The following is a 15749-nucleotide window of genomic DNA, read 5'->3' as shown; positions in this document are numbered from 1 at the left end:
ATTCCAAAAAAAACGCGTAGTTAATTATCCTTGGAGTAGTGAGAATGCCCAAAAGAAGCGGCAATTTACGGTGGGGGATTGTTTCGTTGCTGATCGCTCCCATCACCTTCGTCATGACGCTGGACCGCGCGGCGATGACGATCGCGGCACCCACGATCCAGAAGGAGCTGGGTCTGTCGCTGGTCGAGATGTCGGTGATCCTGACCGTCTATTTCTGGACGTACGCTTTGGGACAGATCCCCGCCGGCAGACTGGCAGAGCGACATGGGTCCCGGAAAGTCCTTTTTGGAACGAGTGCTCTTTGGTCCCTGATGATGATAGTGACGCCGTTCGGCGTGGGGTTTAACTGGCTCGTTGGCTGCCGCGCCCTGCTCGGGGGTGCGCAATCTGCCGACTGGTCAAGCGGCGTGCTTGCGGTGAAACGCTGGTTCCCAAAGAGTGAACGCGCGAAGGGAAATTCCTTTCTCCTGGGCGGGCTCTATCTCGGCCCCATCATTTCCGCGCCTCTTACCGCGTGGATGATTTTGCAGTTCGGCTGGCACTCCGTCTTCTATGTGTTCGGCGCGATAGGCCTCGTCCTGGGAATCGCATGGTGGTTCGGTTATCGCGATGTTCCTGCGCAACATCCTCTGATCACGGCTGAGGAAGCGACGTATATTGCCGCGGGACAATCGGAAGCAGAGGCGGTCGCCAAAGGGGTATTTTTGAAGTGTCTCCGGCATCCGCGGTTCTGGCTTTTCGGCATCCAGTATTTTCTGTTGGTCCTGATCCAGAGTTTCTACACGACCTGGTTGCCGACCTACCTCATGCGTGCACGTGGACTTTCTCTCAAGTCCATGGGCTTTGCGGCATCGCTTCCATGGATCGCCGTGTTCGTGGCGGTGTTCGTGGCGGGGATCGTATGCGACAGGATATTGAAGCGCACTCAATCGGTCTGGGCCGCTCGCGCCCCGGTCGCCATGGTGGGATTTCTGGTCAGCGCCCTTGCCCTCTGTCTGGCTTCATGGGCTGTCAATATTGTGGCGGTCGTAGGTTTCCTGTGCCTGTCTTTCGCTGCGGTGGGTTTTGTGCAAGTCGTCGTCTGGTCGGCTGCTCAAGACCTGGCGCGGGATTTTACCGGCGTGATGTCTGGCTGGACTAACCTGTGGGGAGCTGCATCGAATGTCGCGGGACCCGTCGCCGTCGCTTTCATGGTGAAGCTCACCGGGAACTGGGGCAGCGCTCTGGTGGTCATCGCACTGGCGGCGGCGGTAGGCACGGTGCTCTGGTTGTTTGTGCATCCCGAGAAGCCGCTCTTTGCCCCCCAGCCAGCTAGCGTTGCCGGCCTGTCAAACGAGCGTTTCCAGCAGGTAGCAAGCACCAGGGATCTGACTTCAGACGAAGTGAGTCCTTGATCTTCTGTTACCCCGGGGGTTGACCGGCGCCAACGGCTGCTCATGTGGGTCCTCGCCTGGGCCGGCCCGTCCGCCGCGTGGCATCTGGAAGATGGAACCCCACCGGAAACCGCGGTGCGTGTGGCGGAAATGGCAGCGGCCGAATGGCATCTCCTCCGGGCGTCATAGGCCGGCGTCGCCGAGTGGCGGATATTCACTATGTCATGTGGAAATGATCCGACGTGCATTCATAACTCAAAGTCCTAAGACAGGAAATCGTGCTTACTGCGTTTGGCTGCCTTACACTGATACGTGAACCGATAGCTCGAATCGGAGGCTCAGATCTGGCGCTGTTTGCCCTAGCGGTCTATGTTCTACGGATGGATACTTTCGCAACAGTGCCAGGCAGCGACCTTCATGAACCTGGACGTCGCAGCAAGGTGGTTAGCCGGTGACACACGCGGCTCGTCGACGAACGATCAGTAGAAGAAAATCAACCGGGGCCAGCATCACTGACCTGTAGGGAGGAGGACTGCCGTGTCGTCAGAAAGCCCTGAGCCCGGTAAAACGTTTCGCAAAAACCTGTTATGGTTCGTTGCATTGTGGCTGCTCGGATTCGTCGGGACGGCGCTGCTCGTGCTTCCGTTCCATCTCATGGTCGTCGCAGCAATGCATCACTAGCATGAGCACTTCTTTAGTACCTGAACCGCGCACGCGATCGATCAGGACTTGACCTCTTCAGCAACTCGATGCTTCGTCAAGATCAATTCGGCATACGAATTATCTTGAATAACCCTTGATGCTCCGATAAATCAGCTCAAAGCATTTTTGTGCCTGCGGGGAATCTGCTCCCTTGGCGATCAATCAGGAGAGCGCGCCAGCTAAAGCAATGGTAACAATGTGACAGGAGAATAAAAAGCCGCTAAACCCGATACGAAGTATCGAACGGAAAACAAGGATTTTCGTCAAGGAAGGCGGTGCTTTAGTCACGCACGCCTTTAGCATGGCGTCGCTTGACATGTTATGGACCAACGCGTGCGCGACACTACAAAAACCTTTGTACACTTTCCATAAGGTGACTGCCCGGTATAACATCCGTGGACGCAGTGAACGTCAGGCTGTCAAGCACGTGTTCGCAGAGGCGGAAAGACGTTGGTTCCGCTGTTATCGGAATCCGTAACGGTTCATCAATATCCAAGCCGATGCCTAAAGACATTCCAGAATCGCAAAGCATTTGTAATACCGTCACCCGCAGTGCCATCTTCATCGTTGCGACATTCGCGGGTGGTAGCGATCCAGCAGACACAGTGCGCTCATGGTGCGCGGATATCGCCGCCCTCGTGCGCTCGGTCGGCAAGCGTGTCCCCTCCGGCAACCTCTCGTGCGTGTGCGGCTTCGGCTCCGACGCATGGGACACGCTGTTCGGCGCCCCGCGCCCCGCAGCGCTGCACCCGTTTCGCGAATTCGGCGAGGGCGAACGCCGCGCCGCGAGTACGCCGGGAGATATCCTGCTGCACATCCGCGCAGAACACATGGATCTCTGCTTCGAACTCGCCACGCAGCTTCTGGGACGGCTTGGCGACGCGGTCCTGGTCGTGGATGAAGTGCACGGTTTTCGCAACTTCGACATGCGCAGCATGGTGGGTTTCGTCGACGGCACCGAGAATCCCACGGGCAGCGAGGCTGTTGATTTCACGCTGATCGGCGACGAAGACCCGGGGTTCGTGGGCGGCAGTTATGTCCTCGTGCAGAAGTACCTGCACGACATGACCGGCTGGAACGCGCTTTCCGTCGAGACCCAGGAGCGCATTATCGGGCGCACGAAGCTGGCCGATATCGAGCTCGACGAAGCGGTCAAACCGTCGTCGTCGCACAGCTCGCTGACGACGATCGAAGAGAACGGCGAGGAGGTGAAAATCCTGCGCGACAACATGCCCTTCGGCCGGCCCGGCGCGGGCGAGTTCGGCACCTACTTCATCGGTTATGCCCGTTCGCCCCAGCCGATTGAGCAAATGCTCGAAAACATGTTCGTCGGACGGCCGCCGGGCAACTACGACCGGTTGCTCGACTATAGCCGCGCCGTCACGGGCGGCCTCTTCTTCGTGCCGTCGGCTACCGTGCTCGAGGCGCTCGCGGACCGCGATCCGGAGTCCGCCGCCAATGCTGCCGAGCCGCTGCCCGATACCTCTTCCTCCGCCGGGCCGCACCAGGACGGCTCGCTGAATATTGGCTCTCTCAAGGGAAACCCCTCACCATGAATAACCTGCATCGCGAACTTGCCCCCATCTCCCGTGCCGCCTGGTCGCAGATCGAAGAGGAAGTGGCGCGCACGTTCAAACGCAGCGTCGCCGGCCGTCGTGTGGTCGACGTCAAGGGTCCCGGAGGTACAGAACTGTCCGGCGTCGGCACAGGGCATCAGATCGCGATCAGCGCGCCGCAGCAAGGTGTCGCGGCGAAACTGTCCGAGGTGAAGGCGCTCGTCCAGTTGACCGTGCCGTTCGAGCTGCAGCGCGACGCGATCGACAGTGTCGAGCGCGGCGCGAAAGATGCCGACTGGCAGCCTGCGAAGGAGGCAGCAAAGGAGCTAGCCTATGCCGAGGATCGTGCGATCTTCGACGGGTATAAGGCTGCGGGGATTGGCGGGATTCGCGAAGGTTCATCGAATCCACCGCTCGCACTGCCGGCCGACGTCAGCGATTATCCGAACACGATCAGCAACGCGCTCGAGCAGTTGCGGCTTGCCGGCGTGGACGGCCCCTATTCGGTGCTGCTCGGCGCCGATGCCTATACGGCGCTCGGCGAGGCACGCGATCAGGGTTATCCGGTTCTCGAACACATCAAGCGGATCGTGAACGGTGACATCATCTGGGCGCCCGCGCTCGCAGGCGGCAGCGTGCTATCCATGCGCGGCGGCGACTTCGAGTTGCATCTAGGCGAAGACCTGTCGATAGGCTACGCGAGCCATACCGACACTGTCGTGCGCCTCTATCTGTGCGAGACGCTGACATTCCTGATGTTGACGAGCGAGGCCTCGGTGTCCGTCACGCAGGCGGAATAAGCGGGCAGTTGCGAAGCAGCCGGCAAATCGGGAAGACAAAAACACGCTCCCGGCCGGCGCGTGCTTTATCGTGTTGCAACCATCAGTGGTAACCAGCGTCTCCTTCGCGCACCTTGCCCCGGAATACGCGGTACTGCATGGCGTTATAGACAAGGATGACCGGCAGCACGATCACCGTGCCGACCAGCGTAAACAGCTGGCTCGAGTGGCTCGACGATGCTTCCCAGATCGTCAGGGACGGCGGGACAATGTTCGGCCAGATGCTGATGAGCAAACCGCTGAAGCCGAGAAAGCACAGCGCGAGCGTGAGAAGGAACGGGGTCGCTTCATGCTTTAGCCGGAGCGAGCGGAAGATGCCCCACACACAGCCGATGACGAGGATTGGCACCGGCAGGAACCAGCCGAGATTGCCGCTTCCAAACCAGCGAAGCGCGACCGCGGGCAATCCGATCACCGTCCAGAGACTCACGATCGCAATCGCCCCGAGCAGGACGCTCACGAGCGGCTTCATGACCTGCCGAATCTTGCCCTGCAGCTCGCCGTCCGTCTTCAGGATGAGCCAGCCGCAACCGAGCGTTGCATACGTGAAGAGCACGCCGATTCCGCAGAACAGGCTGAACGGCGAGAGCCAGTCGAACGCGCCGCCGGCGAAACGGCCATCGACGATCTTGATGCCTTGCAGCAGCGACCCCAGCACGATGCCCTGGCAGAGCCCCGCGAGCGCGGAGCCGCCAATGAAGGCGAGGTCCCACGCGTGCTGGGTCCTGACGGCCTTTGCACGCAGTTCGAAAGCCGCGCCGCGGAAGATCAGGCCCACGACCATCAGGATCAACGGAAGATAGTTCGCCGGCAGGAGCGTTGAATAGACCCCCGGGAATGCCCCGTAAAGCCCGGCGCCGCCAAGCACGAGGAACGTCTCGTTGCCGTCCCAGACCGGTGCGATGGTATTGACCATCACTTGCCGATCGCCTTTCTCCTCGAAGAACGGAAACAGCAGGCCGACGCCGAGATCGAATCCGTCCAGCATCACGTAGATGAAAACGCCCAGTCCGATGATCGCGGCCCACACGACAGGAAGATCGATTTGCATGGCCTCACTCCCCTTCCAGCGCGTCGAGCGCGCGATTGCGCAATATCGGATGTTTGGCGGACTCGCGGCGCTCGGCATGCTCCTCCGGGCCGCGCTTCATCATCTTCATCATGTAGTAGAAGCCCGTGCCGAACACCAGGAAATACACCAGCACAAAGATCAGCAATGAAACGCCTGCCTGCTGGGAACTGATCGGCGAGAGGGAGTCCACGGTACGCAGGACGCCATAGACCGTCCAGGGTTGGCGCCCGACCTCCGTCGTTACCCACCCCGCCAATAGCGCCACGATTCCGGAAGGCCCCATGCACAACACGAAACGCTGGTACCACTGCGTCTCGTAGAGACGGCCGCGCATCCTGAGCACCAGCCCAAGCAACGCAGTCAACAGCATCAACATGCCGAGACCGGCCATGATGCGGAAGGTCCAGAATATGATCGGTGAATAGGGACGATCCTCGGGAGGAAAGTCCTTCAGGCCGCGAATCTCGCCATCCCAGCTATGGGTCAGGATCAGGCTGCCCAGATGCGGTATCTGGATTGTGTATCGCGTGACTTCCGCGTTCATGTCGGGCAGGCCAACCAGGTTGAGCGCGGTGCCGCCGTGCTCGGTTTCCCACAGGCCTTCGATTGCCGCGATCTTGGCCGGCTGATATTTGCGTGTGTTGAGCCCGTGCGCATCGCCAACAAAAATCTGGATGGGCGTGAGCAGAAGCAGGATCCACAGTGCCATCGAAAAGCTGCGCTTGACGGGTTTGTCGCGGCGGCCATGCAACAGATGCCACGCACCGCAAGCGCCCACAATGAAAGCCGCGACAATGAACGCGGCGATCGTCATATGCGCAAAGCGATACGGAAACGACGGGCTGAAAATCACTTTCAGCCAGTCGACTGGCACAATACGGCCGTTTTCGATGACATACCCCTGCGGCGTTTGCATGAAGCTATTCGACGCGAGAATCCAGAACGAGGAAATCAGCGTGCCCGCCGCCACCATCAGCGTGGCGAAGAAATGCGCCCGGGGACTGACGCGTTCCCAGCCAAACAGCATGACGCCGAGAAATCCAGCCTCGAGAAAGAACGCCGTCAGCACTTCATAGGTCAGAAGCGGTCCCGTGACGTTGCCGGCCACGCTGGCAAATCCACTCCAGTTGGTGCCGAACTCATAGGCCATCACTACACCGGAGACAACACCCATTCCAAAGCCGACTGCGAAGATCTTCGACCAGAACAGGAACATGTCCTTGTAGGCAGCGTCTCCGGTCAGCAACCAGCGCCATTCCAGCACGGCCAGGAAACTGGCCATGCCGATGCTGATCGAGGGAAAAATAATATGAAACGAAACCGTGAACGCAAACTGCAACCTGGCAAGGTGGAATGCATCGAAGATTTCCATGATGGGTCACTGGCTCCAGGTGATAACGTCAGTTGCGTAAAAACGGGCGCCATGTGGCGTCGGAACTGAGTCAGCTCACGGCTGAGCGCAAGACATGAACAGGAACAGACTTGTACGAAGGCGTGCCGCTGTCCTTGTCAATGAAGTCGAGTGGCACCAGCACGTTGGCTTCCGGATAGTACGCACCGACTGAACCCTTCGCGATGTTGTAGGCGATCGCGGTGATGTTCTTCAGGCGCATCTGCCTGCCCGACGACGTGATCGTCTCTATGTCGACCAGATCACCGTGTTCGAGTCCTTGCTCGGCAAGATCGTCTTCGTTCATGAACAGCACGTCACGCCGCCCGAACACCCCTCGGTAACGGTCGTCGAGCGCATAGATTGTCGTGTTGTACTGGTCGTGGCTGCGCAGCGTGATGAGACGAAGCACGTTTTCAGCGCCGAGGACGTCCGCGTCTTCCCTCACTCCGCCGTACACCGAGAACATCGCTTTTCCTGACGGTGTGGGCCACACGCGTTCGGTCGGAGGAAGCGGCATACGGAATCCCCCCGGTGTTCTGATTCGTGCGTTGAAGGCTTCGAATCCCGGCACGGTTTGCTCGATCAGGTCGCGAATCCTGTCGTAGTCGGCAATCAAATCCTTCCATGCCACCTTGCTGTCCGGCAACGTTGCGATGGCGATGCCGGCAACGATCGCCGGTTCGGAACGCAAATGTTCGGATGCAGGCGTCAGCTTCCCCGAAGACGCGTGGACCATCGACATGGAATCTTCGACAGTAATGGATTGCCGGCCGGTCGCTTGCAGATCGAGTTCCGTGCGGCCCAGAACTGGCAGCACGTACGTCTCTTTTGCCACCAGCAGGTGCGAACGATTCAGCTTGGTACCAAGGTGGACGCTCAGGTCGAGCTTGCCCATTGCGGGAAAGGACTGCTCGGAATCGGGCAACGCAACAGCGAAGTTTCCGCCCAGGCAAATCAGCACCTTGGCCGTCCCCGCGATCATTGCCTGCATCGCCTGGACGGCATCGTGCCCGTGCGCCGCGGGCGGCTTGAATCCGAGTACATCCTCGATCTGCTTGAGGAAGGCGGCGGACGGTTTTTCCGTGATGCCGACTGTGCGGTTTCCCTGCACATTGGAATGCCCGCGCAAGGGACAGATGCCGGCACCGGGTTTGCCGATATTGCCGCGCAATAACAACAGATCCGCAATCAGACGGACATTGGCAGTCCCTTTGTTATGCTGGGTAATGCCCATTCCGTAAGTGATGATCGTCGCATTCGATTTTGCATAGGCAATCGCAACTTCCTCCAGGTCTTCACGGCTAAGTCCGCTCGCCGTTTCAATATCGTCCCATGTCGTCGCCTCCAGGTCAGCCGCAAATGGCTCGAAACCCTGCGTATGCTTGGCGATGAACTCGTGGTCCAGAACAGTGTTGCCCTGTTCCGCGTCCATGGTCAGGAGTGCTTTCATGATGCCCTTGAGGGCGGCCGCGTCTCCCCCTGCATCGACCTGAAAATAGGTCGACGCGATCCGGGTCGATCCGAAGGTCGCCATTTCAATGACGCTCTGCGGATCGGCGAAGCGCTCTAGCGCGCGCTCGCGCAGCGGATTAAATACGATAATCGGAACATTGCGCCGCGAGCATTCATGGAGCGTCCCCATCATGCGCGGGTGATTCGTCCCGGGATTGTGGCCGATCGAGATGATGAGTTCGGTGGTATCGAAGTCATCCAGCGATACCGTGCCTTTGCCGATACCAATCGACCGGGGCAACCCAACGCTGGTGGGCTCGTGGCACATGTTCGAGCAATCAGGGAAATTGTTGGTCCCGTATTCGCGCGCTAACAATTGAAAGAGGTAAGCGGCCTCGTTCGACGCCCTGCCTGACGTATAGAATTCGGCCTCGTCGGGAGAGGACAACCCTCGCAGCACTTCACCTATACGAGCGAACGCATCCTCCCATTCGACCGCCCGGAACTTGTCGGTGGCACGGTCATAGACCAGAGGATGCGTCAGCCGGCCAAGATCCTCCAGTTCGAAATCGGATCGCTGCAGCAGCGACGACACCGTGTTGTTCTCGAAGAACTCCGGCGTCACTCGCTTGGTCGTTGCTTCCCATGTGACCGCCTTGGCGCCGTTTTCGCAAAACTGGAACGTGGACTTGTGCTCCTTGTCCGGCCAGGCGCAACCCGGACAATCGAAGCCGTCAGGCTGATTGGTCCGTAGCAGCGTAATCGGCGCCCTGACACTTTCCATCTGCGTGCGGACGGCTTGAGCGGTCGCCCGGAGCGCCCCCCAGCCGCCAGCGGGATCGTCATACGGTCGGATTCCGGGAACTTCGCGTCGTTCAGTCATATGAGACTCCATCAGTTGCCCCGGGAAACCTGGGGACTGGCTCGCTACTGGGGCTACGCCGCATCACGGCATAAGGCCTGGAAACCGTTTCAGTCTAGTCAGGTTGATAAGGCGCCAAGGGGACAGATCGACCGGTGGCGGGAGTGCACAGTACGGAGACACCGCCGCCTGTGTCGACCCGGCTTGGAGTCCGCACACCGTCGGCGGCCAGTCACGCGCATCACCCCTTCGAATTCGCCGGTCTCTTTTTGCGCGTGCCGGTCAATATATGCCTTGATGTGTTGCGGCGAGAGCTTGAGCTCCTTGAGAAGCGCCGCGCACACGTCGGTGTCCGCAAGTACGCAAAGAAGGTGCTCGGTGTCGAACTCATTGCGGCCAAGCTCATATGCGTTCTACGCGGCACGCTGCAGCAATTCGACTGTCTGCTCACTGAAAGCGTCGGTCGCATCGAGCGAGCCGTGGAAGTCGTGGATAAGGGAATATTGGTTTTTCCAATGACAGGTATTGGTGAAATGGCATCAAAGGCATGGCGCGGAGGTATCCCTTTGTCGGACTGGGGATTCATCACAGGAATGGCAAGGGCAACGGCCTCATTACCGGCAGCCGTCATGCGCCGGTCTCGCGCTTACTCTGCTCCTCGACGGTGAAGATCGCCTCGGGAGTTGCTTCGAGCCTTGCTTTCGGTATTGGGTCACCGCTGGCATCGGAGAAACCATAGGTACCCTCCGCGATCTTCTGCAGCGCGCGCTCAATATCACTGATGCGCTGGTCGTTCACGTCATGCAGCGCCTGGTTGACCTCCTGCTGCGCCGCTCCCTGCGCCTCGTCTTCAAGCTCCTCGGCCTCGTCGCCATGCTGCTCCTGAGCCGTCCGCTCGTTTGCGAGCGTATCTTCCTCGCCGCCCAGCAGTTGCCGGCGCAGCGCTTCAAGGCGCGTGCGCTGCTGCGTGATGAAGGCCTCACCCAATGCACCCTGGTTCCCGGACATTGTTCTCTCCTGCGCCACGGCTGACGTACGGTTTAACAAGTCGGCGAAACACAGGTGTCATGGACCAGGCTTGCGGACTGTCTGTTCACGGTTTCGACGATCAAGCGGTATAAACCATCGCGCAGTCACACGTCTTCTATCGTGCGACAACGCGTTTGCTTCCGGATTGAGCTTAGGATAGTAGAAATTTGTAGAAATCGAAATGCCATCTCGACCGATACAAGGAATCAGCGGGCGCGATCAATACCCTGGCGGCACCCGGCGAAAGCGTCTTGGCGACCAAGCGCCATCACACGTCACCCACCCAACTCCTGAAATGCGTGGCCATTGGCCTCGAGTCCTTTCAGGATGTCGGGTGGCAGCTCGTCTTGCCACACGTTACCTTCGAATTCCCACTGATCCGCGTCAGCGAGATCAGGGAGGCCAGCCCCCTTACGCACGTAGAGCCCAAGTGTCGGCCTCTTCAGGTTCATGTAGAAATCGAATTCCTGCATTTGCAACACCTCACGCAAGCTACGCTTTCAATCACCATTCCCGACATCCTGCGGGCTCTCTCTGCGCACCATGCAGGAAGAGCACGGACTCCAACATAAGATCAGGAGGCACCGTCGTCAAGGTTACTCACGTGGATACCTCGCCCTTTACGAGGCACTTGCAAATGCGCAATGCGTGGGCGAGGCAACGTGACCGATGCAAGACGGGAGATTCGTCGCGTCTCTACCTGATGTAACGACCTTGAAATAAAATCGACTACTTCTATCGCCATCCTCGATGTCCGGGTGCAACGCCCGGTCCGCCGACGCTACGTCAATAAAAAGCAAAGCTATCCGATGTCCACTGCAAATCTCAGACGACTGGTCATGCTGGCCATTGCGACCGCCATCGGCACATCGGCGGTAGTCGCCGCGCCACTGCCTGTCATAGGCGACGGCGGTGTCCCCGCGTTCTACGCCTGGACGGAGAAGGTGCCGCCAACGCCCGGACAGATGCTCCGCACCGAGCCGTTGACGCCACAGCAAAGCCTCGCGGAAGCCGGCCAGGATATCCGGATCCTGTACACGTCCACCGACGGTATCGACAACCACACGCCAGTCGTCGTGTCCGGTGCTCTGTATGTGCCGAAGGGGACGCCGCCGCAAGGCGGTTGGCCGTTGATGGCGTGGGCGCACGGCACGGTCGGCAGCGCCGACATCTGTGCGCCGTCGTTCGCAGGCCGCAGTCCACGCGACACGCGCTACCTGAACCACTGGCTCGCGCAGGGCTACGCAATCGTCGCGACTGACTATCAGGGTCTTGGGACACCCGGCCAGCATCCGTACGGGCTCACTCGCCCCCTCGCGTACGGCGTTCTCGACAGCATCCGCGCGGTGATGCATGGCGGCTTCGAGTTGTCGGTGCGGGTGGTCATATTCGGGCAATCGCAAGGGGGTCGCGCAGCGTTCGCGACGGCCGCTTACGCGAAACCCTACGCACCCGAGCTGAACATTGTGGGCGTGGTCGCGACCGGCACGCCGTACGCGGCCGTCCGTGAAAGCGCGGATGACGAGGAACGGGCGAACGCGCACAAGTCAGTTGTCCCGACCTTCGCGTACGACATGCTGCGACTCAGCACCGCAACCATGCTCGATCCGTCGTTCGTACCCGCCGACTACCTGAACGACCGCGCGATGCCGGCGTTCGAAACCAGTCAGCGCGAATGTCTGCACGCGATCGAGCAGCGGATAGTCGCCGATGGACTCACATTCGACAGCAGCTTCAAGCGCTCGCCGATGCCCGCGCTCAATGTGATCAACCGCGAAGCAGCGTATCCCACGCTGAAGTCGGACATCCCGATCTTCGTCGGAACCGGCGGCAAGGATCGCGACGTGTTTGTGCCTGGCCAGGTCGCGCTCGTCACCAACGCATGCAAGGCCGGCGACCGGATCGAATGGCATTTCTATTCGGCGCTTGACCATTCCGGAACCGTCAACGGCTCGCTTCCTGACTCCACCCAGTTTGTCGCAAGGGCATTTGCGGGCGAGCGCATTAACGGCAATTGCGACTCTTTACCTAAGCCTTAGCAGGACTCCTTGCTTGAAGGAGAACCTGTCGCCAAGCCGTTATGGCCTGGATGCGCAACAGGGGGCTGCGTATCACACCGGGCCCGTATCAGCATGTCTGATACGAGTGAGCAAGAACGTGCGCCGCAACTCGAATCCAAGACTCTCGTACAGCCCGATAGCGGATTGATTGTCACTGAACACGTGCAGGAATGGCGTCTCCCCACGTTGCTCGATTTCCCGGCACAAGCCATTCACGAGCCGGCCGGCCAAGCCCTTGCCGCGCCAGTCGGGATCCACGCAAACCGCGCTTATCTCAACGTATCCGTCGAGGCGCATCCGTTCGCCGGCCATCGCAATGAGACGTCCCCGCTCGCGTATTCCGATGTAGTTGCCCATCTCGTGGGTTCGCTTGCCGAAAGGACCCGGCTTGGTCTTCTGGACCAGATCCTGCATGTCTTTCGCATCGACATTGCTCAGGCAGACCACTTCCCGATCGTTGTTGAGATCGTCCGTGCCTCGGACTTCGCGGCGAGTACCGACCATCTGATGGACCACGCCTATGCACTCCGCTTGCAGAGCCTCGATTGGAGCGACAGGATCGAAGCACAGCAACGCTACCTGCTCATGAGGCAGCAGGAGCCGGTGGAGCGCCTGATAGGCGTCGGGGGTGTCGTGCTCCGCGGCCGCAAACGGAGCCACGTCGGGGTGATAGCGACGGGCAAGCGCATCGCCCTGGCCAAGATGCGCCTGCCGTGTTGTCAGGGCCGCCCAGATCGGGCGGTCGAGGCTGGATTGGGTTGAGTGGTTCATACAGTTCCTTTTGGACGGCTCCGGTTCCCGCCGCACCATCACGCGGCGTTCATCAGCAACCGGAGCGGCATAAGCGGTCCGATTTGCATCAAGTCGAACGTCAGCAGGTTGTCCCGGTCGAGCGGCAACGCCTTCAGAAGCGTGTCGGCCTCGTCTACGGAATCCACGTTCATCAGGAAAATAACGCCCTTCGCCTGGTCCCGTAACCAGAATTGCTCCATCCTCCCGTCAAGGTAGAGCTGCAGGGTTGCCGGGACTTCCTCCGGCATATAGGTCTGCTGTTGCTCGGGGTAAGCGGCTTGAGTGTGCCAATCGCCATCACTTTCATCATGTGCTCCAGTTACAAAGGTTGATCAGGAGATCGTCCGGGCAACGCAGACAGGTTGCGTTCGGCTTGAGGACCACTGTAGACAGGAACGTGGATACGTACTATTGTCGTAAATGACATTTTTGATGTCATTTACGACATGCGACTGACAGTTCTCGCCCTCGACGGGGTGTTCGACACGGGGCTTTGCGCAGTACTCGACGCCCTCAACACCGCAAAGGAACTGGCCGCCGCCCAGCAGTCCGGCACCGGCCCGCACTTTGAAATCGATGTAATAGGTATGCGGCGCGACGTGCGGACCGCCCTGGGGCTACGTGTGCCGGTCAAGCCGGTGAGCGCAATGGAAAGACCCGACTGGCTGGTCATGCCGGCACTCGGCATCAAGGTGCCGGAGCAACTGGCGTCGACGTTCGCGCGGCGCGACGTGATCGACGCAATGGCATTGCTCCGTCAAAGTCACGCGGACGGAGTGAAGATCGCGGCCGCCTGCAAAGCGACTTTCGTGCTGGCGGAATCCGGTCTGCTCAATGGTCAGGAAGCCACCACGACGTGGTGGCTGGCACCGCTGTTTCGTCAGCGTTATCCGGAGGTACAGCTGGACAGTTCCCGCATGCTGGTGCCGTCGGGCGACTTCACCACCGCGGGCGCTGCGATGGGACATCTCGATCTCGCTCTTTGGCTGCTGAATCAGGCGAGCCCGGATCTGGCGTCGGTTGTAGCCAGCTATCTGCTGGTGGACGCGCGGCCTTCGCAAGCACCCTACATGATTCCGGATCATCTCGCGCGTGCAGATCCGCTCGTCGAGCGCTTCGAGCGCTGGGCAAGAGGCCGGCTCGCTGAGGGGTTTTCGCTTGACGCGGCAGCGGACGCCCTGGCAACCGGTACTCGAACACTGCAGCGCCGCATTGAAGCTGTGCTTGGAAAATCCCCGTTGTCTTACTTCCAGGACCTTCGCGTCGAGCGAGCCGTTCATCTGCTTCGCACGAGCCGCCTCGACATCGAAGCGATTGCCACGGAGGTCGGCTATGCCGACGGAGCGACGTTGCGCGCACTGCTGCGCCGACGCCTTGGACGCGGAGTGCGCGAGCTACGTGGAGAAAAGGCAAACCACATTTGAAAGCCAGCTGTCTGGCGAATATCAGCATCTGGCGGACCACGCCCGCACAATCGCCGCCGGGAAAGTCGGGCGTGCCCGACCGTCGAAGCTTGCCACCCTCCTTCGGTCCGTATCGCGCTAGTGGACCTTGCTTGCCGCTGCAACCCACTGTTCAAATTGCGGCTTGTTGCCCGCAAGCCAATCATCGGCCAGCTTCGTGATCTGCGTGGACGAACCGCCGTTCTTGCTGATCGCATACTCCCACTGCGACCACGTAGCGACAGGAAATTTGACCTCTTCGATCAGCGTCTTGATCGCTGGATTGGCGGCGATGAACTCCCTGTTCGCTACGGTATTGAAGTTCCATGACGACATCGCCATGCGGCATGGATCAGCACCGCCAGCACAGCCCTCCACGCCTTTCACGAGCGCCGTGCCCTTGTTGGGCACGTTGGGCGGCAGAGCATCAGCAGGCGTAGGCAGCCATACCACGTCCTTTCCCGGAACCACTGCGTTCGTTGCCCAGGACGGACTCCATGCGTAGAAAAGCGCGGGCTTGCCGTTCTTCACGCGCGTCACCGCATCGACCATCAATGCCTCGTATTTACCGCGCACGGCATGAACGGTTTGCTTGAGCCCAAACTTGTCCAACTGGTAATCCACCACGTCGCCGCAACTCCAGCCCGGATCGCAACTGATCAGCTCCGCCTTGCCGTCGCTGCCGAAAAGCCCCGCTATCTTGGGGTCTTTCAGTTGTTCCAGACTGGTGATGTTGTATGCAAGCGCCGTCTTCCTGTCGATGATATAGCCATTGATGCCACCACCTATGATCATGCCGTTGCCAACCACTTCCGTCTGTTTTTCAACGGCTCGAAAACCTGGCTCGCGCTGGGGGAAATTCACGTCGGTCGCCAGATCCGAGTCACCCTGCGCCGCAGCCTGGAAGAACAGCGTGGTGTTGATCGTGCTCACCTTCACGTCGTAGCCCAGCGCCTTCATTGCTTTCATCACGATCTGTGCCGCGACATAGTTCCCGCCGAGGCTGTCACCCTGCGCATAGCGAATCGTCTTGCCGTCGCCGGGTAGTGTTGGCGTAGCGGCAACCACGCTCGCCGATGTCAGCCCTACAATGGCGACGGCGAGCGCAACGAGTGCGCTTGCTGCCCGAACAAATGCTCTCATCAATGTTCCTCTTTCATGGTCGTTCGATCGCCTG

General features: G+C 59.8%; 13 protein-coding genes and 1 pseudogene. 5 read left to right on the top strand and 9 right to left on the bottom strand.

Features of this window, described 5'->3' with window-relative positions; translation table 11 throughout:
* The first annotated feature begins 86 nt into the window (after positions 1 to 86).
* The 3 genes from AWB69_RS06855 (at position 87) to AWB69_RS06845 (ending at position 4431) form a co-directional block, all read left to right on the top strand.
* Positions 87 to 1394: an MFS transporter gene (locus AWB69_RS06855; protein ID WP_197500188.1), complete on the top strand. Its 1308-nt coding sequence runs from the start codon at positions 87 to 89 to the stop codon at positions 1392 to 1394.
* Positions 1395 to 2575: 1181 nt separating this feature from the next.
* The gene (locus AWB69_RS06850) at positions 2576 to 3631 is read left to right on the top strand and encodes a Dyp-type peroxidase (protein ID WP_062083566.1); all 1056 of its coding nucleotides are present in this window, start codon (positions 2576 to 2578) and stop codon (positions 3629 to 3631) included.
* Positions 3628 to 4431, top strand: a complete 804-nt coding sequence (locus AWB69_RS06845; RefSeq protein ID WP_062083564.1) for a family 1 encapsulin nanocompartment shell protein — start codon at positions 3628 to 3630, stop codon at positions 4429 to 4431. The genes AWB69_RS06850 and AWB69_RS06845 overlap by 4 nt, the downstream gene beginning before the upstream one ends.
* Positions 4432 to 4513: 82 nt before the next feature.
* On the opposite strand, the gene cydB is transcribed toward AWB69_RS06845, so the two are convergent.
* The 6 genes and pseudogenes from cydB to AWB69_RS06820 form a co-directional block, all read right to left on the bottom strand.
* Complete coding sequence (gene cydB / locus AWB69_RS06840; protein WP_062083562.1) at positions 4514 to 5521, bottom strand: cytochrome d ubiquinol oxidase subunit II; 1008 nt, start codon at positions 5519 to 5521, stop codon at positions 4514 to 4516.
* A gap of 4 nt (positions 5522 to 5525) precedes the next feature.
* The gene (locus AWB69_RS06835; protein WP_062083560.1) at positions 5526 to 6914 is read right to left on the bottom strand and encodes a cytochrome ubiquinol oxidase subunit I; all 1389 of its coding nucleotides are present in this window, start codon (positions 6912 to 6914) and stop codon (positions 5526 to 5528) included.
* Positions 6915 to 6984: 70 nt separating this feature from the next.
* Positions 6985 to 9270 carry an FdhF/YdeP family oxidoreductase gene (locus AWB69_RS06830; RefSeq protein WP_062083558.1) on the bottom strand — a complete coding sequence of 762 codons (2286 nt, stop codon included), beginning with the start codon at positions 9268 to 9270 and terminating at the stop codon, positions 6985 to 6987.
* A 248-nt stretch (positions 9271 to 9518) separates the two neighbouring features.
* Positions 9519 to 9725: pseudogene (locus AWB69_RS45560) on the bottom strand (Clp protease N-terminal domain-containing protein); the annotation flags it as partial.
* A gap of 151 nt (positions 9726 to 9876) precedes the next feature.
* Positions 9877 to 10257 (bottom strand): TraR/DksA family transcriptional regulator, encoded by a 381-nt coding sequence (locus AWB69_RS06825; protein WP_062083556.1) that lies wholly within the window; start codon positions 10255 to 10257, stop codon positions 9877 to 9879.
* A gap of 296 nt (positions 10258 to 10553) precedes the next feature.
* The gene (locus AWB69_RS06820; RefSeq protein ID WP_231937010.1) at positions 10554 to 10730 is read right to left on the bottom strand and encodes a hypothetical protein; all 177 of its coding nucleotides are present in this window, start codon (positions 10728 to 10730) and stop codon (positions 10554 to 10556) included.
* 357 nt (positions 10731 to 11087) lie between these two features.
* Between AWB69_RS06820 and AWB69_RS06815 the strand changes: the two genes are divergently transcribed.
* The gene (locus tag AWB69_RS06815; protein ID WP_062083735.1) at positions 11088 to 12317 is read left to right on the top strand and encodes an alpha/beta hydrolase; all 1230 of its coding nucleotides are present in this window, start codon (positions 11088 to 11090) and stop codon (positions 12315 to 12317) included.
* 72 nt (positions 12318 to 12389) lie between these two features.
* Here the strand turns inward: AWB69_RS06815 and AWB69_RS06810 are convergent, their stop codons facing one another.
* Complete coding sequence (locus AWB69_RS06810) at positions 12390 to 13109, bottom strand: GNAT family N-acetyltransferase (RefSeq protein ID WP_062083551.1); 720 nt, start codon at positions 13107 to 13109, stop codon at positions 12390 to 12392.
* Positions 13110 to 13147: 38 nt separating this feature from the next.
* Entirely contained in the window at positions 13148 to 13378 is a 231-nt protein-coding gene (locus AWB69_RS06805; RefSeq protein ID WP_231937009.1) for a hypothetical protein, read from the bottom strand.
* Between the two features lie 198 nt (positions 13379 to 13576).
* Between AWB69_RS06805 and AWB69_RS06800 the strand changes: the two genes are divergently transcribed.
* The gene (locus AWB69_RS06800) at positions 13577 to 14554 is read left to right on the top strand and encodes a GlxA family transcriptional regulator (protein WP_062083549.1); all 978 of its coding nucleotides are present in this window, start codon (positions 13577 to 13579) and stop codon (positions 14552 to 14554) included.
* Between the two features lie 117 nt (positions 14555 to 14671).
* Here the strand turns inward: AWB69_RS06800 and proX are convergent, their stop codons facing one another.
* On the bottom strand, positions 14672 to 15715 hold the full coding sequence (gene proX / locus AWB69_RS06795; RefSeq protein WP_062083733.1) for a glycine betaine/L-proline ABC transporter substrate-binding protein ProX: 1044 nt from the start codon (positions 15713 to 15715) through the stop codon (positions 14672 to 14674).
* Positions 15716 to 15749: the final 34 nt, after the last annotated feature.

Source organism: Caballeronia udeis, assembly GCF_001544555.2.
In the GTDB taxonomy this organism is placed as follows: Bacteria; Pseudomonadota; Gammaproteobacteria; order Burkholderiales; family Burkholderiaceae; genus Caballeronia; species Caballeronia udeis.
The sequence above is the reverse complement of the archived record's forward strand: the minus strand, read 5'-3'. Positions and strand labels throughout refer to the sequence as shown.

Excerpts from the sequence above, each read along its gene's own strand:
- AWB69_RS06850 (WP_062083566.1), top strand. The coding sequence starts at position 2,576 with ATGCCTAAAGACATTCCAGAATCGCAAAGCATTTGTAATACCGTCACC.
- AWB69_RS06845 (WP_062083564.1), top strand. The coding sequence starts at position 3,628 with ATGAATAACCTGCATCGCGAACTTGCCCCCATCTCCCGTGCCGCCTGG.
- cydB (WP_062083562.1), bottom strand. The coding sequence starts at position 5,521 with ATGCAAATCGATCTTCCTGTCGTGTGGGCCGCGATCATCGGACTGGGC.
- AWB69_RS06835 (WP_062083560.1), bottom strand. The coding sequence starts at position 6,914 with ATGGAAATCTTCGATGCATTCCACCTTGCCAGGTTGCAGTTTGCGTTC.
- AWB69_RS06830 (WP_062083558.1), bottom strand. The coding sequence starts at position 9,270 with ATGACTGAACGACGCGAAGTTCCCGGAATCCGACCGTATGACGATCCC.
- AWB69_RS06825 (WP_062083556.1), bottom strand. The coding sequence starts at position 10,257 with ATGTCCGGGAACCAGGGTGCATTGGGTGAGGCCTTCATCACGCAGCAG.
- AWB69_RS06820 (WP_231937010.1), bottom strand. The coding sequence starts at position 10,730 with ATGAACCTGAAGAGGCCGACACTTGGGCTCTACGTGCGTAAGGGGGCT.
- AWB69_RS06815 (WP_062083735.1), top strand. The coding sequence starts at position 11,088 with ATGTCCACTGCAAATCTCAGACGACTGGTCATGCTGGCCATTGCGACC.
- AWB69_RS06810 (WP_062083551.1), bottom strand. The coding sequence starts at position 13,109 with ATGAACCACTCAACCCAATCCAGCCTCGACCGCCCGATCTGGGCGGCC.
- AWB69_RS06805 (WP_231937009.1), bottom strand. The coding sequence starts at position 13,378 with ATGCCGGAGGAAGTCCCGGCAACCCTGCAGCTCTACCTTGACGGGAGG.
- AWB69_RS06800 (WP_062083549.1), top strand. The coding sequence starts at position 13,577 with ATGCGACTGACAGTTCTCGCCCTCGACGGGGTGTTCGACACGGGGCTT.
- proX (WP_062083733.1), bottom strand. The coding sequence starts at position 15,715 with ATGAGAGCATTTGTTCGGGCAGCAAGCGCACTCGTTGCGCTCGCCGTC.